This is a genomic window from Microbacterium jejuense (assembly GCF_019511665.1).
GTDB classification, from domain to species: domain Bacteria; phylum Actinomycetota; class Actinomycetes; order Actinomycetales; family Microbacteriaceae; genus Microbacterium; species Microbacterium jejuense_A.
Map to the genome: position 1 here is coordinate 74,721 of NZ_JAEUAW010000005.1, position 21,702 is coordinate 96,422.

At 71.0% G+C, this 21,702-nt stretch carries 22 protein-coding genes; 9 read left to right on the forward strand and 13 right to left on the reverse strand.

Going from position 1 to position 21,702, the window contains the following annotated elements; genetic code table 11:
• Entirely contained in the window at nucleotides 1–1,206 is a 1,206-nt protein-coding gene (locus JNB62_RS08135) for an LLM class flavin-dependent oxidoreductase (protein WP_220300562.1), read from the reverse strand.
• A 138-nt stretch (nucleotides 1,207–1,344) separates the two neighbouring features.
• Complete coding sequence (locus JNB62_RS08140) at nucleotides 1,345–2,226, reverse strand: alpha/beta fold hydrolase (RefSeq protein ID WP_220300376.1); 882 nt, start codon at nucleotides 2,224–2,226, stop codon at nucleotides 1,345–1,347.
• A 113-nt stretch (nucleotides 2,227–2,339) separates the two neighbouring features.
• Between JNB62_RS08140 and JNB62_RS08145 the strand changes: the two genes are divergently transcribed.
• Entirely contained in the window at nucleotides 2,340–3,536 is a 1,197-nt protein-coding gene (locus tag JNB62_RS08145; protein WP_220300377.1) for an acyltransferase family protein, read from the forward strand.
• Nucleotides 3,537–3,573: 37 nt separating this feature from the next.
• Here JNB62_RS08145 and efeB read toward each other — a convergent pair whose 3' ends face one another.
• The 4 genes from efeB to JNB62_RS08165 all read right to left on the reverse strand — a co-directional run bounded on the left by efeB (nucleotide 3,574) and on the right by JNB62_RS08165 (nucleotide 8,178).
• Nucleotides 3,574–4,905, reverse strand: a complete 1,332-nt coding sequence (gene efeB / locus JNB62_RS08150) for an iron uptake transporter deferrochelatase/peroxidase subunit (RefSeq protein ID WP_220300378.1) — start codon at nucleotides 4,903–4,905, stop codon at nucleotides 3,574–3,576.
• Nucleotides 4,902–6,131 (reverse strand): iron uptake system protein EfeO, encoded by a 1,230-nt coding sequence (efeO, locus tag JNB62_RS08155; RefSeq protein WP_220300379.1) that lies wholly within the window; start codon nucleotides 6,129–6,131, stop codon nucleotides 4,902–4,904. Before efeO ends, efeB begins: the two co-directional genes overlap by 4 nt.
• The gene (efeU, locus tag JNB62_RS08160) at nucleotides 6,128–7,096 is read right to left on the reverse strand and encodes an iron uptake transporter permease EfeU (RefSeq protein WP_220300563.1); all 969 of its coding nucleotides are present in this window, start codon (nucleotides 7,094–7,096) and stop codon (nucleotides 6,128–6,130) included. Before efeU ends, efeO begins: the two co-directional genes overlap by 4 nt.
• Nucleotides 7,097–7,227: 131 nt before the next feature.
• Entirely contained in the window at nucleotides 7,228–8,178 is a 951-nt protein-coding gene (locus JNB62_RS08165; RefSeq protein WP_220300380.1) for a helix-turn-helix transcriptional regulator, read from the reverse strand.
• Between the two features lie 69 nt (nucleotides 8,179–8,247).
• Here JNB62_RS08165 and JNB62_RS08170 point away from each other — a divergent pair, with 69 nt between their 5' ends.
• Nucleotides 8,248–9,390, forward strand: a complete 1,143-nt coding sequence (locus JNB62_RS08170) for an epoxide hydrolase family protein (RefSeq protein WP_220300381.1) — start codon at nucleotides 8,248–8,250, stop codon at nucleotides 9,388–9,390.
• A 105-nt stretch (nucleotides 9,391–9,495) separates the two neighbouring features.
• Entirely contained in the window at nucleotides 9,496–10,512 is a 1,017-nt protein-coding gene (locus JNB62_RS08175; protein WP_220300382.1) for an isopenicillin N synthase family dioxygenase, read from the forward strand.
• A 6-nt stretch (nucleotides 10,513–10,518) separates the two neighbouring features.
• On the opposite strand, the gene JNB62_RS08180 is transcribed toward JNB62_RS08175, so the two are convergent.
• Nucleotides 10,519–10,917, reverse strand: a complete 399-nt coding sequence (locus JNB62_RS08180) for a hypothetical protein (RefSeq protein WP_220300383.1) — start codon at nucleotides 10,915–10,917, stop codon at nucleotides 10,519–10,521.
• Nucleotides 10,918–11,002: 85 nt separating this feature from the next.
• Between JNB62_RS08180 and JNB62_RS08185 the strand changes: the two genes are divergently transcribed.
• On the forward strand, nucleotides 11,003–12,010 hold the full coding sequence (locus tag JNB62_RS08185; protein WP_220300384.1) for a 1-phosphofructokinase family hexose kinase: 1,008 nt from the start codon (nucleotides 11,003–11,005) through the stop codon (nucleotides 12,008–12,010).
• On the forward strand, nucleotides 12,007–12,771 hold the full coding sequence (surE, locus tag JNB62_RS08190) for a 5'/3'-nucleotidase SurE (protein WP_220300385.1): 765 nt from the start codon (nucleotides 12,007–12,009) through the stop codon (nucleotides 12,769–12,771). The genes JNB62_RS08185 and surE overlap by 4 nt, the downstream gene beginning before the upstream one ends.
• A gap of 74 nt (nucleotides 12,772–12,845) precedes the next feature.
• Here the strand turns inward: surE and rpsO are convergent, their stop codons facing one another.
• On the reverse strand, nucleotides 12,846–13,115 hold the full coding sequence (rpsO, locus tag JNB62_RS08195) for a 30S ribosomal protein S15 (RefSeq protein ID WP_039401864.1): 270 nt from the start codon (nucleotides 13,113–13,115) through the stop codon (nucleotides 12,846–12,848).
• Between the two features lie 111 nt (nucleotides 13,116–13,226).
• Between rpsO and JNB62_RS08200 the strand changes: the two genes are divergently transcribed.
• The 3 genes from JNB62_RS08200 to JNB62_RS08210 all read left to right on the forward strand — a co-directional run bounded on the left by JNB62_RS08200 (nucleotide 13,227) and on the right by JNB62_RS08210 (nucleotide 15,810).
• Entirely contained in the window at nucleotides 13,227–13,448 is a 222-nt protein-coding gene (locus tag JNB62_RS08200; RefSeq protein WP_220300386.1) for a DUF167 domain-containing protein, read from the forward strand.
• Nucleotides 13,445–14,758 (forward strand): MFS transporter, encoded by a 1,314-nt coding sequence (locus JNB62_RS08205; RefSeq protein WP_220300387.1) that lies wholly within the window; start codon nucleotides 13,445–13,447, stop codon nucleotides 14,756–14,758. Before JNB62_RS08200 ends, JNB62_RS08205 begins: the two co-directional genes overlap by 4 nt.
• Nucleotides 14,759–14,862: 104 nt before the next feature.
• Nucleotides 14,863–15,810, forward strand: a complete 948-nt coding sequence (locus JNB62_RS08210; protein WP_374450609.1) for a DMT family transporter — start codon at nucleotides 14,863–14,865, stop codon at nucleotides 15,808–15,810.
• A 51-nt stretch (nucleotides 15,811–15,861) separates the two neighbouring features.
• Here JNB62_RS08210 and JNB62_RS08215 read toward each other — a convergent pair whose 3' ends face one another.
• From JNB62_RS08215 to JNB62_RS08225, 3 genes are all read right to left on the reverse strand, one after another.
• A complete protein-coding gene (locus JNB62_RS08215; RefSeq protein ID WP_220300388.1) occupies nucleotides 15,862–16,425 on the reverse strand; it encodes a YceI family protein in 564 nt (187 codons plus the stop codon).
• Nucleotides 16,426–16,599: 174 nt separating this feature from the next.
• Nucleotides 16,600–16,968 (reverse strand): FKBP-type peptidyl-prolyl cis-trans isomerase, encoded by a 369-nt coding sequence (locus tag JNB62_RS08220; protein WP_220300389.1) that lies wholly within the window; start codon nucleotides 16,966–16,968, stop codon nucleotides 16,600–16,602.
• A gap of 188 nt (nucleotides 16,969–17,156) precedes the next feature.
• Nucleotides 17,157–18,380 (reverse strand): PrsW family intramembrane metalloprotease, encoded by a 1,224-nt coding sequence (locus JNB62_RS08225; RefSeq protein ID WP_220300390.1) that lies wholly within the window; start codon nucleotides 18,378–18,380, stop codon nucleotides 17,157–17,159.
• A 94-nt stretch (nucleotides 18,381–18,474) separates the two neighbouring features.
• Between JNB62_RS08225 and JNB62_RS08230 the strand changes: the two genes are divergently transcribed.
• Nucleotides 18,475–19,338 carry a fumarylacetoacetate hydrolase family protein gene (locus JNB62_RS08230; RefSeq protein WP_220300391.1) on the forward strand — a complete coding sequence of 288 codons (864 nt, stop codon included), beginning with the start codon at nucleotides 18,475–18,477 and terminating at the stop codon, nucleotides 19,336–19,338.
• A gap of 79 nt (nucleotides 19,339–19,417) precedes the next feature.
• Here the strand turns inward: JNB62_RS08230 and JNB62_RS08235 are convergent, their stop codons facing one another.
• Both JNB62_RS08235 and JNB62_RS08240 read right to left on the reverse strand, forming a co-directional pair.
• On the reverse strand, nucleotides 19,418–20,062 hold the full coding sequence (locus JNB62_RS08235) for a DUF4190 domain-containing protein (protein ID WP_220300392.1): 645 nt from the start codon (nucleotides 20,060–20,062) through the stop codon (nucleotides 19,418–19,420).
• Between the two features lie 105 nt (nucleotides 20,063–20,167).
• A complete protein-coding gene (locus JNB62_RS08240; protein WP_220300393.1) occupies nucleotides 20,168–21,646 on the reverse strand; it encodes an aspartate ammonia-lyase in 1,479 nt (492 codons plus the stop codon).
• Nucleotides 21,647–21,702: the final 56 nt, after the last annotated feature.

Below are 21,702 nucleotides of genomic sequence, written 5' to 3' on the forward strand. Positions count from 1 at the left end.
TCAGGCCTCCTTCCGGCCGAGGCCGAACGCGGCACCTGCGGGGGCGACGGCACCGGCGTCCTGGTACGGCGAGCCGGCGGTGAGGTTGTCGCCGCGGTTCGCACCGGGGATCGCCTCACGGGCGGGGCCGTCGCCGTACTTCGCCTTCACGAGGCCGGCGTGGGTCGGCGCGTCGGGAACGTCGACGGGACGGTCCTTCTGCAGCTCCTTGCGCAGCACCGGGACGACCTCGCCGCCCAGGATGTCGAGCTGCTCGAGCACCGTCTTCAGCGGCAGGCCCGCGTGGTCGACGAGGAACAGCTGGCGCTGGTAGTCGCCGAACGTCTCGCGCATCGCGGCGTAGCGGTCGATGACCTGCTGCGGCGAGCCGACGGTCAGCGGCGTCATCTCGCTGAAGTCCTCCAGCGACGGTCCGTGGCCGTACACGGGGGCGTTGTCGAAGTACGGCCGGAACTGGTTCACCGCGTCCTGCGACTTCGCCGCCATGAAGACCTGGCCGCCGAGGCCGACGATCGCCTGCTCGGCCGTGCCGTGTCCGTAGTGCGCGTAGCGCTGCCGGTACAGGGCGATGAGGCGCTGGTAGTGCTCCTTGGGCCAGAAGATGTTGTTCGCGAAGAAGCCGTCGCCGTAGTACGCGGCCTGCTCGGCGATCTCGGGGGTGCGGATCGAGCCGTGCCACACGAACGGCGCGACGCCGTCCAGCGGACGCGGGGTGGCCGTGAAGCCCTGCAGCGGCGTGCGGAACTGGCCCTCCCAGTCCACGACGTCCTCGCGCCACAGGCGGTGCAGCAGGTTGTAGCTCTCGATCGACAGCGGCAGGCCCTGGCGGATGTCCTTGCCGAACCACGGGTAGACCGGGCCGGTGTTGCCGCGGCCGAGCATGAGGTCCATGCGGCCGCCCGACACGTGCTGCAGCATCGCGTAGTCCTCGGCGATCTTCACCGGGTCGTTCGTCGTGATCAGCGTGGTCGCGGTCGACAGGATGAGTCGCTCGGTCTGACCGGCGATGTACGCCAGCGTGGTCGTGGGCGACGACGACCAGAACGGCGGGTTGTGGTGCTCGCCGATGGCGAAGACGTCCAGGCCCACCTCTTCGGCGTGCTTGGCCAGGGTGACCGCGTTGCGGATCTTCTCGGCCTCACTCGGGGTCCTGCCCGTCGTGGGGTCCTCGGTGATGTCGCTCACCGAGAAGATGCCGAACTGCATGCCCTGCCACGTGGTGCTCTCGCTCACGATCTCTTCCCGCTTCCCCTTTTGTGAAGGTCTATGCAAATGAATGTATCTCGTGCAACGTGTGCGATCCAAACTTATTCCCGCGGGATGCCGCGGCGCCCGGCGGTCCGGTCAGCCGGCCTCGGCGAACAGCGCCAGCATGTCGCGGGCGAGCTGGTGCGGCGCCGTCTCGCACGGCGCGTGGCCGGTCGGATAGGTCGCCACGCGCGCGCCGATGCGGGCGGCGTACTCGTCGTGCTGCGCCTGCGGCCACAGGTCCTGCTCGCCGACCGCGATGAGCTTCGGGATGCCGGCGGCCGCGACCGCGTCCGTCATGTCGGGCGTCGCCATCATGAGCCCGACGACGTCGTCGATGCAGGCGCGGCGCGTGACGCCGAGGCGCTCGCGCACGAACGCGATGCGGCCGGGAGGCGTGCGATTGAGGTTGTAGCGGATGCCCCACAGGATGAGCCCCGCGGCCCGGTGCGGCGACATGTCCGAGATCGGCCCGATGTGCTTCACGCCGCGGAACACCTGCCCGACCGCCGGCGGCGCCGACATGAGCGTGAGACTGCGGAACAGGTCGGGGCGCTCCACGAGCGCGAGCTCGGTGACGACGCCGGCGAAGCTGTAGCCGAGCACGTGGGCCGGGCCGCCGTCCTCGAGGATCGCGATGAGGTCGTCGACGAACAGCGGATAGTCGTAGTGGTCGCGCGGCGGGACGAGATTGTGGGGACCGGCATCCACCGATCCGTAATGACCCGCGAGGTCGTAGGACTCCACGCGGTACCCGGCCGCCGCGAACAGCGGGAACATGAGGACGAAGTCCTCTTTCGACCCGGCCACACCGGGCACGAGCACGACCCGCGGCGCGTCCGGATCGCCCAGCCGCACCCGCGCGAGGCCCCCGCTGGGAGCCGCGAACACGTCTCGCTCGGTGCCCGCGGGGAACACGTGCCAGTCGAAGTCGGGGAGGGCCTGGTCGCGCTGCAGCGCGTCGTCGATCGTCGTCATCGCGACTGCGAGACTACCGCTCCGGCAGAGCCTCCAGCTCGTTCCCCACCCGTGTCAAGCGAACGCGGCCGTCGGCGATCGCGGGCTAGTCTGGTCTGCGCCCGGAGGTGACGATGACCGGCAGCAGCGCCCGGACCCCGGCGGCCGCCCCCACGGGGCCGATCGCCCGCCCCAGACGGCGCACGCCCTTCTGGGACAACGCGCGCTTCGCGTGCATCGTGCTCGTCGTGCTCGGCCACGCCGTGCAGCGGCTGACCTACGACTCCGACATCGCGCTCAGCCTGTACCTCGTCGTGTACGCCTTCCACATGCCGGCGTTCGCCGTCATCTCGGGCTACTTCTCGAAGTCCGACGCTCCCACCAAGACGCAGATGGCGCGCGTGATCACCGACATCCTCGTGCCGTACGTGGTCTTCGAAGGACTGTGGACGCTCACGAAGTGGCTCGTCGAGGGGCAGGCGAACCCCAACATCACCGAGCCGTCGTGGACGCTGTGGTTCCTGCTGGCGCTCGGCATCTTCCGCGTCGTCCTGCCGTACCTGGCGCTGCTGCGGTGGCCTCTGCTGTGGACCGTCGTCATCTCGATCGGCGCGGGGTACCTGCCCAACATCGACTCGACGTTCTCGCTGTCGCGCACGCTCGGCCTCCTGCCCTTCTTCACGCTGGGCTGGTGGCTGCACGAGCACGACGTCGTGGCGCGCCTGCAGCTGCTCGTGCGCCGGCCGTGGTGGGTGTTCGCGACGGGCCTCGGCCTGTTCGCCGTGGCGGCGTGGGCGGCATGGTTCTTCGTGGACCAGTGGCGCGACATGAACCTGCGCGAGTGGCTGTTCTACGACGAGAACTACGCCTCGATCGGCGGCACGCAGTGGTGGGCCGGCGGTGTGCGCCTGGCTCTCATGCTGGTCGCCGTGGTCCTGGCGAGCGCGTTCTTCGCGCTCGTGCCGCGCAGCACGCACTGGTGGACGCATTTCGGCCAGTACACGATGTACGTCTACCTGCTGCACTCATTCGTGCTGTATCCGTTCCGTGAGAACGGCCTGCTGCGCAACGCCGAGCCGACGTGGCTGTGGCTGCCGCTGGTCGTCGTCGGGTCGGTGGTCATCGCGCTCGCCCTGGCGACGAAGCCGGTGCGACGGGTGTTCCGGCCGCTGGTCGAGCCTCGCCCGGCGTGGCTCTTCGCCGACCGCACCCTCGCCCGTCGCGAGGGGCGCCGCAGCGACCCCACCGGTTCGCGGCGTCCGCGTGAAGAGCCGCGCGCGGCACGCGGGGGGTCCGGGATGCCGCGCCCCGATCCCCGCCAGAACGGCTGAGGCGGGGCGCCCGGCACCGCGGCGTGCGGCATCCCGCTCAGAACAGCGAGGCTCCGACGTACGACCCCGGTGCGGCGCCCGGCGGCACCGCCCAGATGCCCGATCCGACGTGGCGGATGTACTCGTTCATCGCGTCGGTCGACAGCGACCGCTGCAGCGTGACGAACTGCTCGGGCGAGCGCTGGTACGACAGGAAGAAGAGCCCCGCATCCAGCCGGCCGAGCTCGTTGTTGCCGTCGACGAAGTTGTAGCCGCGGCGCAGGATCCGGATCCCCCCGTTCAGGTCCGGGTGCGCGAGGCGCACGTGGCTCGTGACCGGGATCGCGGGCGTGCCGTCCTTCGCCTTCGCGTCGAAGTCCGGCTCGGTGAACTCGTCCCCTCCCGACAGCGGGGCTCCGGGTCCCTTGTCGCGGCCGATGATCGCCTCCTGCTCGGTGAGCCGCACGCGGTCCCACGTCTCGACGAGCATGGCGATCTTGCGCGCGACGAGGTACGAGCCGCCCGCCATCCACGACGGATCGTCGGATGCCGCCACCCACACGCTCTCGTCGAGCGCCGCGTCGTCGGTGCCGAGGATGTTGGCGGTGCCGTCCTTGAACCCGAACAGGTTGCGCGGGGTGGACTGTGCGGCCGTCGTGCGCGACGTGCGGCCGAAGCCCAGCTGCGACCACCGCAGGCGCGCCCGCCCGAACGCGATGCGGCTGAGGTTGCGGATCGCGTGGACGGCGACCTGCGGGTCGTCGGCGCATGCCTGGATGCACAGATCTCCGCCGGAGTGCGCAGGATCGAGGTCGTCGCCGAGGAACGCCGGCAGCTTCTGCAGCTGCGCCGGGCGCTGCGCCGCGATCCCGTACCGGTCGCCCTCCTCGTTCTCGAACAGGGTGGGCCCGAAGCCGAAGGTGATGGTCAGGCCGCTCGCGGCGAGACCCTGCGCCTCGCCGGTGTCGTCCGGGGGCGCCTCGGGCGATCCGCCCACGGCACCGGTGGCGCTCACGTCCAGCCCCTTGGTCATGCGCGCAGCGGCGTACGTCCAGTCCTGCAGCAGGCTCACGAGGTCGTCGCGGTCGGTCCGGGCCATCATGTCGAACGACGCGAAGTGCAGATGGTCCTGCACCGGCGTCGTGATGCCCGCCTGGTGCGCGCCGAAGAACTCGTAGGCGGATGCCGCGGCCTCCGCCTCCTGCGCGCGCCCGATCGCCGCGGCGGTCGCGGCGCCCGCACCCGCGCCGATCGCGAGACCGGCCGCCCCGGCGCCGAGCGCGAGGCCGAGGAGGCCGCGGCGCGAGACGCCGGAGGGCGCGGACGACGCCGACGCGTCCGCGGCGGCCGTGTCCTCCGCGCGCCCCTGACCCCTTGCCGGCGCGGTCACGCCAGGACGGTGTTCGTGAGCTGCGCGAGCGGCTCGGCGAGTGCGTTGATGAGGTCGGTGAGCTCTCGCTTGTCGTCGTCGGTCAGGTCGGTGTACGACACGAAGCCGGCGTCGAGCGAGCCGTACTCCGCGAGCGCGGCCTCCAGGTCGGCGTAGCCGCCGTCGATCTCGTCCGCGAGCGCGGCGCCGTCGTCGCCCTGCGCCACGGCGAAGTCGCGCACGAGCGAGAACGCCATCTTGGAGCCCTCGACGTTGGCGGCGAAGTCCGACAGGTCGGTGTGCGACCACCAGTCCTCCTCGCCCTGGATCTTGCCGGTGGCGACCTCGTCCAGCAGCGCGATGGCGCCGTTCGAGATCCCCCCGATGCCCTGATCGGCGAGGGTCGCGGCGAAGTCCTCTCCGTGCACGTAGTCGTACAGCTCCTGCACGTCGGCGATCAGCTGGTCGCCGAATGCGGCGCGCTCGTCGGCGGTCGAGGGCGCCCAGTCCTGCCACGCCGGCGTCTCGCCGTCGGCGTTGAGCGCGTCGGCGGCCGGAACCCACAGGTCCTTCTCGATGCGGTGGAAGCCGGTCCAGTCGAGGCCTTCGGCGACGGCATCCACTTCGCGGTAGTCGATGCGGGGGTCGAGGTCGCCCAGCGCCTCCGCCACCGGCTCGATGCGCTCGTAGTACGCGCGCACCTGCGCGAACTGCGTGCGGGCCGTCTCGTCGTCGCCGGACTCGTACGCGGCCACGAACTCCGAGACGGCGGGCACGAGCTGCCCGACCTGGTCCTTCACGAACGCGGCATAGAGGTCGACGGCGTGCTGCTTCTGCTCGGCATCCTCACCCGTGAGCGCGACAGCATCCCCCGAGACGGTGAAGGCGGCGCGGCCCACGCCGTCACCGGTCATGCCCGGCTTGCAGACCGTGTAGTACTCCCCCGGCTGCGCGACGAGCGTGAGCGTGCGCGACGTGCCGGGCGCGATGTTCTCGACCTCGCCGACGATGCGCAGGCCGTCCTCGGCCAGCAGGTAGAACTCCGTCACGTCGTCGCCGTCGTTGCTCACGTCGAAGGTGAGCGTGCCGCTGGTCGCGGCGTCGCCGGACACGTCGCACGCCGAGGCGGTCGACGACACGGTGAGGGCATCGGTGGCGGCGGCGTCGGTCTTGGCGACGCAGCCCGACAGGGCCAGGGCGCCGAGCGCGGTGACGGCGATGGCCGGGGTGAGGCGGCGGACGGTCATGCTTCTCCTTGCGGGGACAGGACGGGAGTGGACGAAGAGGGGGCGGCGGCCGCGCCCGCAGCGGCCGACGAGGATGCCGTCGCCGCGGGCGTCCGCGGCGCGAACTGCCGACGCGCCCAGACGGTGCCGACGATCGCGACGTACAGCACCCATGCGACGACCTGGATCCACGACATGCGCGGCATGAAGCCGACGGTCGCCTGCAGCACCGTCGCGAGCACCGAGCCCGGCGGGATCGCGCCGGTGACGTCGAACGCCCACCCGAACGGGAACGCGGCCCAGCCCACCAGAACGGCGCCGGTCGCGGGGTCCACGGGCGCGGCGGCGGTGAACGGCCCGGGGAAGACCCCGGCCTCCTGCAGGTCATGGATCGCGTATGCCAGCACGCCGGCGGCCACGATGATGAGGAACCCGCCGGTCCACGCGAAGAAGCGGCGCAGGTCGAGCGTGAGCATGCCGCGGGCGAGCAGCCAGCCGAGCAGCACGGCGACGGCGAGGCCCAGCAGAGCCCCCGCGAGCGCCGCCGGCGCGTCGCCGAAGGACTGCACCATCGACCACAGCAACAGCGTCGTCTCGACGCCTTCGCGGGCGACCGACACGAAGCCGATGGCCACGAGGGCCCACAGGCTGCCGACGGCGAGCGCGCGGTCCAGCCCGCCCTCCAGCGACCGCTTCATGGTGCGGGCGGTCTTCTGCATCCAGAAGATCATCCACGTGACCATCGCGACGGTCAGGAGCGACAGCGTGCCGCCGAGGATCTCCTGCCCCTGGAAGGTCATGGTGTACGAGCCGAACGTCAGGACCGCGCCGATGGCGACGGCGAGCGCGACGGCCAGGCCGATGCCGGCCCACAGGCGGGGCAGCACGTCGCGGCGATCGAGACGGGTCACGTAGGCGACGAGGATGCCGACGACGAGGGCGGCTTCGAGGCCTTCACGCAGGCCGATGAGGAAGGTGGCGAGCAACGGGGTTCCTGGGTTGTTGCGGATGACACGGCGCTCCGTCGCACCCGGCACGCCTGCACACTATCGTGCGATAGACATCGTAAGGTGAGCCTTACCTATGACGCTACTCGAGCGCGCGTCACCGTGTCCATTCAGCCGGCGGCGCGCGCGTAGCGTTCGGCGAGCCGCTGCAGGTGGGGCACCAGGTCAGCGGGCGAATCCACCGTGAAGTCCATGCCGAGCATGCCGATGTACGCCGCGATCGTCTCGAGGCTGTCTGCGCCCGTGACGAGCACCGACGTCTCGGCGTCGACGGCTTCGACGACGCCGACGGTCGGGTTGATGCGCGCGATCACGCGCTCCGCGGGCGCGGCGACGCGCAGGCGCGCGTGCACCTTCCACCCTCCCGCCGCGATCGAGCGCAGCGCGAACGACGTGAAGTCCCCGCCGGGCACCGGGACCGGTTCGAAGCGGCGGCGCGTCGGCATCCGCGGTTCGATCCAGTCGAGTCGGAACGTCTCCCACTCCCCGGTCTCCGGGTCACGCGCGACCAGGTACCACCGGCGCTGCCAGCTCAGCAGCCGGTACGGCTCCACGCGCCGGGCGGTGCCGCGATCGTCGAAGCGCAGCCACTCCCCCGCGTGCACGGCATGAGCGACCGCGCGCAGCACGGCCGGGTCGACCTCGGGATCCGGTGCGTCCGTGCCGACGTTCTCGGGACCGCTGTCGACGGTCGCCGCGACCGCGTCGACGGTCGGCCGCAGACGCTCGGGCAGCACCTGCAGCAGCTTGGCGAGCGCCCGCGCTCCCGCCTCGTCGACGCCCGCGATGCCCCGGGCCACGCGCAGCCCGATCGCTACGGCGACCGCCTCCTCGTCGTCGAGCAGCAGGGGCGGGAGCTTCCCGCCGGCGGCCAGCCGGTACGACCCCGCGCGCCCGCGCGCCGCCTCGACCGGGTAGCCCAAGCCGCGCAGCCGCTCGATGTCGTTGCGGATCGTGCGCACCGACACGTCGAGCCGCGCGGCCAGCTCCGGCCCCGGCCAGAACGGACGGCTCTGCAGCAGTGCGAGGAGCGCGAGCATCCGCGCCGAGGTGTCGGCCATTCCACGCCTTTCGCACACGGGTCGATAACAGGAAGATACCTTGCCTGATTCGACCGTAGTGTCGGAGACATGAACACCGCAACGACCGCAGCCGCCGGCATCCACCCGTTCGTCGTCGACATCCCGCAGCGCGACCTCGACGACCTCGTCGAGCGCCTCGCCCGCACGCGCCTGCCCCAGGCCGCACCCGGCGACGACTGGCAGACCGGCACGCCCAACAGCTACCTCGCTGAGGCCGTCGCCCGGTGGCGCGACGGCTTCGACTGGCGCGCGGCGGAGGCGCGCATGAACGAGTTCCCGCACTTCACCACCGAGATCGACGGGCAGAACATCCACTTCGTGCACGTCCGGTCGCCGCACGCGGGCGCCACGCCGCTTCTGCTGGCCCACACCTACCCCGGATCGTTCGTGGACTACCTCGACATGATCGGCCCGCTCGTCGACCCCGTCGCGCACGGCGGTCGCGCCGAGGACGCGTTCGACGTCGTCGTCCCCGACGCCCCCGGATTCGGGTTCAGTCAGCCGGTGACCGAGGCCGGATGGACGACGGCCCGCGTCGCGGCGGCGTACGACGCCCTGATGCGCCGGCTGGGCTACGAGTCGTACGGCATCCACGGCAGCGACAACGGCGCCATGGTCGCCCGCGAGCTCGGCCTGCAGAACCCGGAGGGATTCCTCGGGCTCCACGTGCTGCAGCTGTTCTCGTTCCCGTCGGGCGACCCGTCCGAGTTCGAGAAGCTCGAGCCCCAGGATTACGCGGGCCTCGAGCACATGCAGTGGTTCCAGTCCGTCGGCGCCTACAACACGATGAACGCGTCGCGCCCGCAGACCATCGCGGCCGCGCTGTCGGACTCGCCGGTCGGTCATCTCGCCTACGCCGAGCTGTTCAACTCGTTCGGCAACGGCACGTCGCTGGTGCCGCTGGACACGATCCTCACCGAGGTGAGCGTGTCGTGGTTCGCGAACGCGTCGGCCGGCATGAGCCGTGCGTACCGCGAGAACGCATCGGTGGATGCCGCACCGCAGGTGAGCGACGCCCGCACCGGTGTCGCCGTCTTCGCGGACGACTTCCAGACCATCCGGGTCTTCGCCGAGCGCGACAACACCAACATCGTGCACTGGAGCCGCTTCGAGCGCGGCGGCCACTTCGCGGCCCTGGAGGTGCCCGAGGTCGTGGTCGGCGACATCCGGGCGTTCTTCGCCCAAGCCTGATCGGGAGCCCCGCCGGCGCCGGGCATCGCACCCGGCCCGGTGGGGCTCGGCTTAACCCTGGGCAACAATCGAGCGGAGGCTGCGGCATCCGCCTAATCTCGCCTCATGACCGAGCTCAGCCTGCCGATCCTCGACCTCTCACGGCTCGACGCGGGACCCGAGGAGGCCTCGCGATTCCGCGCCGATCTGCGCGCCGCGACGCACGACGTGGGGTTCTTCTACCTCACCGGCACCGGCGTCTCGCCCGAGCTCGAGGCGCGGCTGCACCGGGCAGCGAGGGACTTCTTCGCCCTCCCCGAGGCCGACAAGCTCGCGATCGAGAACGTCAACAGCCCGCACTTCCGCGGCTACACGCGCATCGGCGGCGAGCGCACGCAGGGCAAGGTCGACTGGCGCGAGCAGATCGACATCGGCCCCGAGCGCGAGGCCGTCACCGACCCCGAAGCGCCCGACTTCTCGCGTCTCATCGGCCCGAACCTGTGGCCCGCGGCGCAGCCCGAGCTTCGCGAGGTCGTCTCGGAGTGGCACGATCACCTGTCGGGCGTCGCGCGCAAGCTCCTCCGGGCCTGGGCGCTGTCGCTCGGCGCACCCGAGAACTACTTCGACGAGCACTTCGGAGAGCCCTCGACGCTCATCAAGATCGTGCGCTACCCCGGCAAGGAGGACCCGACACCCCAGCAAGGCGTCGGCGCCCACAAGGACTCCGGAGTCCTGACGCTGCTGTGGGTCGAGCCCGGCAAGGGCGGCCTGCAGGTCGAGCGCGAAGGCGAATGGGTGGACGCTCCCCCGGTGCCGGGAGCGTTCGTCGTGAACATCGGCGAGCTGCTCGAGTACGCGACGCAGGGCTACCTCATCGCGACGAAGCACCGGGTGATCTCGCCGACGTACCCCGACGACCGCATCTCGGTGCCGTTCTTCTTCAACCCCGCCCTCGACAAGCGCCTGCCGCTCATCGATCTCCCCGCGGAGCTCGCAGCGCAGGCGCGCGGCGTCACGCAGGATCCGGCCAACCCGATCCACGCGCTCTACGGCGAGAACGCGCTGAAGTCGCGGTTGCGCGCACACCCCGACGTGGCCGCCATCCACCACGCCGACCTCGTGGCGGCGCGCGCAGCCGGCTGACGCGGCTCAGCCGACGTCGGCGCCCCAGTCGCGCGGATCGACGTCGGCGACCGACTCGGTGAACACCCAGGTCCTGCCACTGAAATCGACGCACGTGCACTGGCGTTCCCCGTAGGGGAACTCCTCGATGAGGGATGCCTCGAATCCGGCCGCGACCGCGCGCTCGCGGAGCGCGCCGACGTCGTCGACCCGCACCATGACGTGATCGTGTCCGCCGGACCGCTCACCCGCGACCAGCGCGACGGCTGCGGTCGCGCCGACTGCGAGCTGCGCACGGTGCGCTCCGACGCGCCAGCGCGGGGCGAACCCGAAGGCCGCCTGCAGCCGCTCGACGGCCTCGGCGACGTCGGCGTACGCCAGCACCGGGATCAGCACGTCCTGCGGCATCGAGCGGTTGGAGCGCATGGCGGCATGCTAGCCGCTCGAGGCCCCGGCGTCGCCCCCGTCAAGGGGGTCGTCGCGGCTCGCGCCGGCGCCTAACGTCGCACACATGAGCGACGTCACGATCTTCGCACCGTCCCCGACGCTCACCGTCACCGTCGAGGAGCACGGCGGCGAGCCCGACATCCACCTGCACGCCGGCGGACAGGGCGTCTGGCAGGCCCGCATGCTCCTGCGGCTGGGTGCGTCCGTCACCATGTGCTGCTCGCTCACCGGCGAGATCGGACGCATGCTGCGCCACCTGCTCGAGGACGAAGGGTTCGCCGTCGTCGGAGTCGAGCGCCCCGGCAAGGGCTCGGCGTACGTGCACGACCGCCGCGGCGGCGAGCGCCACGTCATCGCCGAGACCGAGGGAGAGCCGCTGGCGCGCCACGACCTGGACGAGCTCTACGGCGTGACGCTGCGCGAAGGCCTCGCCTCGGGGCTCGCGATCCTCAGCGGTCCCGCCGGCGACGAGACGCTTCCGGCCGACACCTACCGGCGCCTGGCCGCCGACCTGCGCAAGGGCGGGGCGGGAGTCGTCGCGGATCTCTCCGGCAAGCGCATGGCAGCAGCGCTGCAGGGCGGGGTGGACGTGCTCAAAGTGAGCCACGAGGAGCTGGCCGCCGACGGGTTGACCTCGAACGACAGCCCCGAGCAGGTGCTGCGCGCGATGCGCGAGCTGCGCCGCCGCGGCGCCGAGGTGGTGATCGTCTCGCGCTCCAGCGAACCGCTGCTGATGCTCGACGGCGAGGGGTTCGTCGAGGTGGCTGCGCCGCGGATGGAGGTCGCCGACACGCGCGGCGCCGGCGATTCGCTGACGGCGGGGGTGGCCGCCGGCATCGCACGCGGTGAGCCGGTCAGAGAGGCGATCGTCACCGGGGCTGCGGCAGGGGCCCTCAACGTCACGCGCCACGGCCTCGGCACCGGCGACCCCGAGGCGATCGAGCTGCTCCGCGAGTCGGTCGCCGTGCGCGAGATCGTCGACGACTCCGCCGCCGGCGTCGAGCAATCCGTCACCGGGCACGTGAGCCCGGACGGGCTCGCCGCGCTGGCCGAGACGGAGGAGGAACGATGACGCGCGCGCTCATCACCAACGACGACGGCATCGAGGCCCCGGGTCTGCACGCGCTCGCCCGCGCCGCCCGGCAGTCGGGACTGGAGGTCACGGTGGCGGCGCCGATGCGACAGTCCAGCGGAACCAGCGCCTCGATCGTCGCCGCCGAGGAAGGCGGCCGCATCGCGATCGAGCGCCGCGAGCTGCCGGGGCTGGACGGCGTGCCCGCCTTCGCGGTGCGAGGCGGCCCCGGCCTGGTGGCGCTGATCGCCGCGCACGGCGCCTTCGGCGAGCCCGCCGAGCTCGTGCTGTCAGGGGTGAACCACGGTGCCAACGTCGGCCGCGCGATCCTGCACTCCGGCACGGTCGGAGCGGCGTTGACCGGCGGCCTGAACGGCGCGTGGGGCGCGGCGGTGTCGCTCGACGTCGGCATGAACCCGGTCGAGTTCCACTGGGATGCCGCAGCCGCCGTCGCCATCGAGCTCCTGCCGTTCCTGCTCGGGCACCGGCGCGGCACGGTCGTGAACCTGAACGTGCCGAACAGCCCCTCGCATCGGGGCGTCGTGGAGGCGACGCTCGCGCCCTTCGGCATCGTGCAGACGACGCTCACCGAGCGCGAGGCCGGCCACATCCGCCTCGCCGTCGAGGACCTCCCGAACACCCCCGAGCCCGGGACCGACGCCGCGTACCTCGCCGAGGGCTGGGTCACGCTCACGGGCCTCGACCCCGTCTCGCATGTGCCCCTCGGATTCGACGGGGACGAGGCATCCACCCGCCCGTGAACGACGAAGGCCTCCCCACACCGTGGGGAGGCCTTCTCAAGAATGTTTTGCGCGATTGAACGCTGGTCGGTGCCTTATCGACGAAGACCGAGACGCTCGATGAGCGAGCGGTAACGGTTGATGTCGATGTCCTGGAGGTAGCCCAGGAGACGACGGCGCTGACCGACGAGCAGGAACAGCCCACGACGCGAGTGGTGGTCGTGCTTGTGCTCCTTGAGGTGCTCGGTGAGGTCCTTGATGCGCTGCGTCAGCATCGCGACCTGCACCTCGGGGGATCCGGTGTCACCGGGGTGCGTCGCGTACTCTTCGATGATCGCCTTCTTGACGTCTGCATCCAGTGCCATAGGTGATCCCCTCTCTGCTTGTTGCGCGGTGCCCGTCACCCGATGTGCGAGCTCTCTTTCTCCGCGGCCGATCCAACGGCAACCTGAAGAGTCTACCAGTAGGCTCGTCCAGTGCAGTACACCGTCCGCGTCAAGCCCGGGAGCCGGCGCGGACCGCTGGTCGAGACCACCGACGACGGCCTCGTCGTCCATGTGAGGGAGCGGGCCGTCGACGGCGCCGCCAACGACGGGCTGATCCGGGCGCTCGCCGCGCATTTCGGCGTCGCGCCGCGCGACGTGACGATCCTGCGCGGCCACACAGCCCGCGTCAAGCGGGTCGAGGTCGACCAGTGAGCGCGGCCGGAGACCATCGCAGCCACTTCATCGACCTGCGGCCGTTCCGCGCCAGCCCGGCGTTCGCGCGCATGTGGATCGGCTCCACGCTGGCAGGACTCGGTGGGCAGCTGACGATCGTCGCGATCATGCTGCAGATGTACGACCTGACCGGCTCGACGTTCGCGGTGTCGATGATCGCGGTCGCAGGGCTCGTCCCGATGATCATCGCCGGCATCTACGGCGGCATGCTCGCCGACGCGTTCGACCGCCGCAAGGTCGCGCTCATCGCGGCGACCGTGACCTTCGGCTCGACGGCGCTGCTCGCCGTCCTCGCGTGGGCGCAGCTCGAGACGGTGTGGTGGCTGTATGCGCTCAGTGTCGTCAACTCCGCCGCGAACTCGATCGTCCTGGCGACGCGGCAGGCCATCGTGCCGCGTCTGCTGCCCCGCGAACTGCTTGCGGCGGCCTCGGCGCTCGGCGGTATCACGGTCGGCATCATGGTGATGGCGGGGCCGGCGCTGGCCGGCGTGCTCGTCGCCTTCACGGGCTACGGGTGGACCTACACACTCGACGTGCTGCTGATGACGTCGCTGTTCCTCGGGCTCTGGACGCTCCCCCGGCTCCGCCCCGAGGGCGTCATCGTGCGTCCCGGGCTCGAGTCGTTGCGGGACGGCTGGCAGTTCCTCCGCCGCGCGTCGAACATCCGGCTGCAGTTCATCCTCGACATCACCGCGATGACGTTCGGCCAGCCGCTGTCGCTGTTCCCCGCGATCGGGGCAGTCCTCCTGGGCGGGGGGCCGATCACGACGGGCGTCCTGACCGCGGCCGTCGCGGCGGGCGCGTTCGCGTCGAGCCTGTTCTCGGGCCGTGTCGGCGCGGTGCGGCGCCAGGGCGTCGGCATCGAGCGCGCGATCCTCGTGTACGGCGCGGCGATCGCCGCGCTCGGGCTCGTGCTCGGCGCCGCGGCGCTCGGCTGGTTCGCTCCGGACGGCGTGGACAGCGACACGCCCAACCTCGTGCTGATCGCGGCGGCCTGCGTCGTGCTCGCCGTCTCGGGCGCCGCCGACAACATCAGCTCCATCTTCCGCAACACCATGGTGCAGGCGGCCGTGCCCGACAGCATCCGCGGTCGGCTGCAGGGCATCTTCATCGTCGTGGTGGCGGGCGGCCCGCGCCTGGGCGCCCTCTACGCCGGAACGCTGGCCACCCTCACGGCACTGTGGTTCCCGCCCCTGCTCGGCGGGTTCGTCATCATCGGCCTGGTCGCGACCCTCGTCAGGCTCAGCCCGCGCTTCCGCGCCTACGACGCCGAGAACCCCGTGCCCTGACGCCGCACCGGGCACCGTAGCCGGGCGGTCGCACGTCGGCGGATTTCGGACGTCGCAGCGGCCGAACAGGGCGCGCGTGCGCCGGCGCGCGTACCGTGGCCCCCGTGACCTCGACCCGCGCCACCGCTCCGGCTCTCGCGCCGATGACGGCCTCCACCCGCTGGATCGCCGTCCAGTTCGTGCTGGCGGGCGTCGTGTGGGGCTCGAGCTTCCTGTTCATGAAGGTCGCGCTCACCGGCATCTCGCCCGCTCAGGTGGCGTGGACGCGCATCCTGCTGGGAAGCCTGACGCTCGGCATCCTTGTGCTCGCACGGCGCGAGCACCTCACCCGGAGCCTCCGCGTGTGGGCGCACCTGCTCGTGCTGGGGCTGACCTTCTGCGTCATCCCGTTCCTGCTGTTCTCGTGGGCCCAGCAGCACGTCAGCTCGGGCGTCGCGAGCATCTTCAACGCGACGACGCCGATCATGACCGCGATCATGGCGTGGCTGGTGTTCCGCGTCGAACGGCTGAAGGCCCTGCAGGTCGTCGGCATCGGCGTCGGCATCCTCGGAGTCGTCGTGATCATCGCGCCGTGGCAGGGCATCTCGCTGGACGGCAGTCTCGTCGCCGAGCTCGCGATCCTCGGCGCGACGGCCAGCTACGGATTCAGCTTCGCGTACATGCGCCGCTTCGTCTCGAACACGGGCATGTCGGCCCTCGCCTTCACGTTCGGCTACATCGCGATGGCCGGGCTCGCGATGACCCTGCTCACGCCGTTCCTCGTGCTCACCCCGGTGCGGCTGGACGTGCCGATCGTCGTCAGCCTCGTGCTGCTGGGCTGCCTCGGCACCGGCATCGCATACGTCTGGAACCAGAACACCGTCCGCGCGTGGGGTCCGACGCGCGCGTCGACGGTCACGTACATCACGCCGGTCGTCGGCGTGGTGCTCGGCGTCCTGATCCTCGGCGAGACCGTCAGCTGGAACGAGCCTGTCGGCGCTCTCGTCGTGTTCCTGGGCATTCTGCTCGCACAGGACCGGCTGCGGCTGCGGCGCCGGACCGCCCAGACATGAGAAGAGTGGATGCCTCGGGCCGAGGCATCCACTCTTCTGAGGTTCGCGCGATCAGGCGGGCTGGTGCGCACCCTGCAGGTCGAGCGTGATCGTGATGTCCTTGCCGACGAGGACGCCGCCGGTCTCGAGGGCGGCGTTCCAGGTGAGGCCGAAGTCCTCGCGGTTCACGACGGTCTTGGCGGTCGCGCCGGCCTTGTAGTTGCCCCACGGGTCGACGCCGAAGCCGCCGAACTCGAACTCGAACGTGACGGGCTTGGTGACGCCGCGGATCGTGAGGTCGCCGTCGACGAGGAAGTCGCCGTCCTGGACGCGCGCGCCGGTGGAGCGGAACTCCATCGTGGGGTGGTTCTCGACGTCGAAGAAGTCGGCCGAGCGCAGGTGGTTGTCGCGCGCCTCGTCCTTCGTGTCGACCGAGGTCACGTCGACGCTCGCCTCGACCTTCGCCTCCAGCGGGTTCTCGGGGGCGACCAGCGTCGCGCTCTTCATGCCGAACGTGCCGCGCACCTTCGAGATCATCATGTGGCGCACGCTGAACGTCACCTCGCTGTGCGCGGGGTCCAGCACCCAGGTGCCGGTGCGGTAGCCGGGGATGTCGATCGTCGTGGCATCGGTCATGGGGTTCTTCCTTCGTGGTCGTGAGAAAGCTCTCGCACCCGCGTCCTGCGGGCACGCAGGTGACAACGTCACGTCTCAGAGTATCTATTCCCGTGAATGAAAAGATTCTCATCGCGCGAAGACGCGAAGAGGGGCGGATGCCGCAGCATCCGCCCCTCTGAGAACAGCAGAGTGTCAGCCGACCTTGATGAGGTCGATGACGAAGATCAGCGTCTTGCCGCCCAGGAAATGGCCGCCGGCGGGGCCGTACGCCAGGTGCGGCGGGATGACGAGCTCGCGACGGCCGCCCTCCTTCATGCCCGGGATGCCGTCCTGCCAGCCCTGGATGAGGCCGCGCAGCGGGAACTGAATGCTCTCGCCGCGGTTCCACGACGAGTCGAACTCCTCGCCGGATTCGTACTCCACGCCCACGTAGTGGACGGTCACGGTGTCGCCGGGCTTGGCCTCGGCGCCGTCGCCCACGACGATGTCGCGGATGACGAGCTCGGCGGGCGCGGGGCCCGCGGGTGCGTCGATCTCGGGCTTGGTGCGGTCGTCAGTCATGCCACCATCCAACCATCCCGCGACCCCGGGCGCAGGGTCGGTTCGCCGTCAGGGGAACCCGCGGGGGTCCCTTGACACCCGCGCGGGGCACCCGGCATCCTGGTGGCAGATCAGCTCAGCGCTCGGGAGTCACGCAGGCATCGCCGCGGCACCGAGCGCTGAGTTTGTGTACGGGCGGATGCCGGCGGCTACGGCGCGAACATCGCCGCACGCGTCGACACGATGCGCTCGAGCAGCCGGTGCTCCTGCGCGGCGGCCTGCGGGTCGCGGCCGGAGAGCGCACGCTGGCGCGTGGCGGCGAGCGCCGTGGCGTCGGCGATGAACGAGCGCATCATCGCCCGACGGTCGCCGCGCAGCGACGCCGCCCACGCGAGCGCGGTCCTGCGCCCCGCAGGCGTCGCGAGCATGTCGACCTCCTGCGGCGTGAACCACCCGGCTGCGGCGTAGTCGCCGAGCCGTCTGCGGGTCAGCCGCGCCTCCTCGCGACGCAGCGCCACGATGCCGAGGACGAAGCCGATGAACAGCGGCACCTGCAGGGTCAGGTACAGCACGAAGAAGTTGCCGAACGTCGCCGAGCCGTTCCAGAACGCATGCAGCGCGATGGCGCCGGCGAGTCCGACGAGCCACGGCCCGACCGCCTGACCCGTCGTCAGACCACGCCGTGCGGCGAGGCCCAGCGCGAAGCCCGTCACGCTCGTGAACATCACGTGCGCGAAAGGCGACAGGATGCCGCGCAGGAAGAACGTCGCCGACGTCTCGGCCGCCCCGCCCTCGATGAAGCTGACCGCGAAGTACTGGATGTTCTCGGTGAAGGCGAACCCGGCGCCCACGAGCGCGCCGTACACGACGCCGTCGACGGGACCGTCGAACGACCGGCGCGCGATCGCGAAGATGAGGAGGACGCCGAGCCCCTTCGCGAACTCCTCCACGACAGGTGCCTGCACGACGGTCTGCAGCACTTCGCCGACGCCGCTGCGCACGCCGAACAGCAGGATCAGCACCCAGTCGACGGCCAGCGCGATGCCGACCGCCGCGATCGCGCCCCACGCGACGGCGAGCGCGAGCAGCGAGCGCGGCTCCGGCTCCCACCGATCGACGAGACGCACGGCGAACCAGACGCCCACGAGCGGGACGATCGCCAGGATCATGCCGATGAGCGACGCGCCCGGGCCGAGCGCGTTGAGGAAGTAGCCGATGAGTCCCACGAGCACGAGGACGAGGACGGCGACGACCCAGATCGTCGCGGTGCTCCCCCTCCGCGGCGCCGTGGCGGCCACGGGCACGGGAGCGGGCGAGGTGACCGGCGGGGTGATGGCGGCGCCTGCGGCGTAATGCGGCTGCGCGAACGCCGAGGGGAACTCCGGGGGCGTGAGCGAGGGCCGCTGGGGCGCGGCGCCGGGATCAAGCGTCATGCGCACAGCCTAGGGGCGGGGACGGACGACGGCGCACTCCGCGACGCGTCCCGTGGAAAGCCCCGACGCGGGGCGCTCCGAGTAGGTTGGGGGCATGCGCTTCGCCCACGTCGTCCCGCCCGGCAGCGCCCTGCCGAGACTCGTCGCGGTGGACGGCGACGACGGCGTGTTCGTCGACGAGCTGTTCGACGGAGCACCCGCGACCCTCGAGCAGCTGATCGCCGGGGGCGACGCTCTGCTCGATCGGGTTCGGGATGCCGCCGACCGCGGCGCGCGGCATCCACTGGACGCCCAGCGGTACGCCTCGGCGCTGCTGACGCCGCCCGTCATCCTCGCGATCGGGCTCAACTACGCCGCCCACTCCAGCGAGCTCGGGCTCAAGACGGACTCGACGCCGACGGTGTTCGTACTGTGGCCGAACTCGCTCGCAGGACACGGCGGCACCACGACGTGGCCGCGGTCGCTCAGCGAGTCGGTCGACTACGAGGCCGAGCTCGGTGTGATCATCGGCACGCCGGCGAAGGACGTCGACCCCGAGCACGCGCTCGAGCACGTGTGGGGCTACACGGTGGTCAACGACATCACCGCGCGCGACATCCAGTACTCCGAGGCGCAGTGGTCGCGCTGCAAGTCGTTCGACGGCTTCACGCCGACCGGCCCGTTCGTCGTCACGCGCGACGAGGTGCCCGATCCGCAGGCGCTGCACATCTGGACGGTGCTCGACGGCACGACGCTGCAGGACGCCACGACGGCGCAGATGGTCCGCCCCGTCGCGACGCTCATCTCGCATCTGTCGCGGTCGGCGACGCTGCTTCCGGGAACGCTCATCTCGACGGGCAGCCCGGGCGGCGCGGGGTATTCGCGCGACCCGCAGGTGTTCCTGCGCGACCGCTCCACCGTCACCGTCGGCATCGACGGCATCGGCGCGCTGACCACCCACTGCCGGATCATCGACTGAGGGATGCCGCGGCCGCCGGTGCCGCGGAACGACGAAGCCCCTCTCCCGAAGGAGAGGGGCTTCGTCATGGTTCAGCGGATCACGGGCAGGTGATCGTGGTGCCGTTGTCGAGCACGTAGTCGCCCGACAGGTAGCCGGCGCAGATCTCGGCGAGCGAGCTGCCGAGGCTGACCAGGATGATGGTGACGACGATCGCCGCGATGATGCCCAGGACCAGGAAGATCCATCCCAGGATGATCGCGACCTTGGCGGGCGTGTTCGGGACGCCGGCCTTCTTGCTCTGCGAGCGCGCGACGTAGCCGAGGATCAGGCCCACGAGCGAGAAGAAGAAGACGACGACGAGCGCCACGATGCCGAGCGTCTTGCCCGGGACGGGCGCGCCGGGAGCCGGGGCGCCGTATGGCGCGGGCGGGGCGGCGGCGTACGTCGGCGCAGCACCGGCGTCGGCGGCAGCACCGTAGGCCGGAGGCGCGGGCGGGACGGCACCGTAGGCGGGCGCGGCGGCGGGCGCCTCGTATGCGGGCGCCGCCGGCGCGGCGGGCTCGGGTGCGGCGACGGGCGGCTCGGGTGCGGCGGGTGCCGGCTCGGCGGCGGGCGCCGGCTCGGCGGCGGGAGCGGCCGGCACCTCGTGGGCCGGGGCCTCGGGAGCTGCCGGAGCGGCGTCTGCAGCCGGGACCTCTGACGGCTGCTGCGCCGGGTCGACGGGGCTCTGGGGGTCGGTCATGTGGGTTTCCTCTCGCATGTGACTCTGCACGACCGTATCGGCAGTCGCATACCGGGGGCAATCGGCCGCGCCGGGGATATCTCCCCATTGCGGCCGATCGACGCCTCAGCGCGAGAGGGTGTCGGACGAGACGATGTCTTCGGCCGCCTGCACCACCGGGATCGCGGCGGTCACGGTCTCCAAGCCCGACAGGCGGGCCGGCGACAGCTGCTTGGCCACCTCGTCGCTCGACATCAGGCCGGCCTCGACGACCAGGTCGGCGACGTTGCGGCCGGTGAGCAGCGCGGTCTTGGCGAGCGCGGCCGCGGCGGCATACCCGATGAAGGGCGTCAGGGCGGTGATGACGCCCACGGACGAGCCGACCATCGCTCCCAGGCGCTCACGGTTGGCGGTGATGCCGTCGATGCAGTTGACGCGCAGCGTGTACATGGCCTGGCGCAGCCACGTGATCGACTGGAAGATCGAATGGGCGATGACCGGCTCGAACGCGTTCAGCTGCAGCTGGCCCGCTTCGACGGCCATGGTCACGGTCGCGTCGGCGCCGACGACGGAGAAGGCGACCTGGTTGACGACCTCGGGGATCACCGGGTTGACCTTGCCGGGCATGATGCTCGAGCCCGCCTGACGGGCCGGGAGGTTGATCTCACCGAGACCCGCCTGCGGGCCGGACGACAGCAGGCGCAGGTCGTTGCAGATCTTCGACAGCTTGATCGCGTTGCGCTTGAGCGACGACGAGAACGACATGAACGAGCCGGTGTCGCTCGTGGCCTCGACGAGGTCGTTCGCCGTCGCGAGGTCGAGACCCGAGATCTCGCGCAGGTGCTTCAGCACGGCGGGCGCGTAGCTCGGGTGCGTCGTGATGCCGGTGCCGATGGCCGTCGCACCCATGTTGACCTCGTACAGCAGGTACGCGTTCTCGGTCAGGCGCTGGTGGTCGTAGCCGAGCGTCGTCGCGAACCCGTGGAACTCCTGGCCGAGGGTCATCGGCACGGCGTCCTGCAGCTGGGTGCGGCCCACCTTCAGCACGTCGTGGAACTCGACGGCTTTCGCAAGGAACGACCGGCGCAGCAGGTCGAGCTCCTCCAGCAGGCTGGCCAGGTCGAGCCCGAGGCCGATCTTGATCGCCGTCGGGTACACGTCGTTGGTCGACTGGCTGCGGTTGGTGTCGTCGATCGGCGAGAGGAAGGCGTAATCGCCCTTCTCGCGCCCCGCCAGCTCGAGCGCGATGTTGGTGATGACCTCGTTCGCGTTCATGTTGGTCGAGGTGCCGGCGCCGCCCTGGATGACGCCGACCACGAACTGGTCGTGGTGCTCGCCGTCGATGACCAGCTGCGCTGCGCGGTCGATGAGGTCGGCCTTGGCCGGGTCGAGCACGCCGATCTCGCGGTTGGCGCGCGCGGAGGCCTGCTTGACCATCGCGAGGCCCCGCACCAGGTCGGGGTACACCGAGATGGGGCGCTTCGAGATCGGGAAGTTCTCCAGCGCGCGGGCGGTGTGGATGCCCCAGTACGCGTCGGCGGGGATCTCCATGGATCCCAGGGAGTCGGTCTCGATGCGGGTTCGCGTCATTGCGTCCAGAGCCATGTGTGCAGTCCTCGTGGGTCGTTCACAGCGGTGTGCGGGGTTGCTTCGACCATACC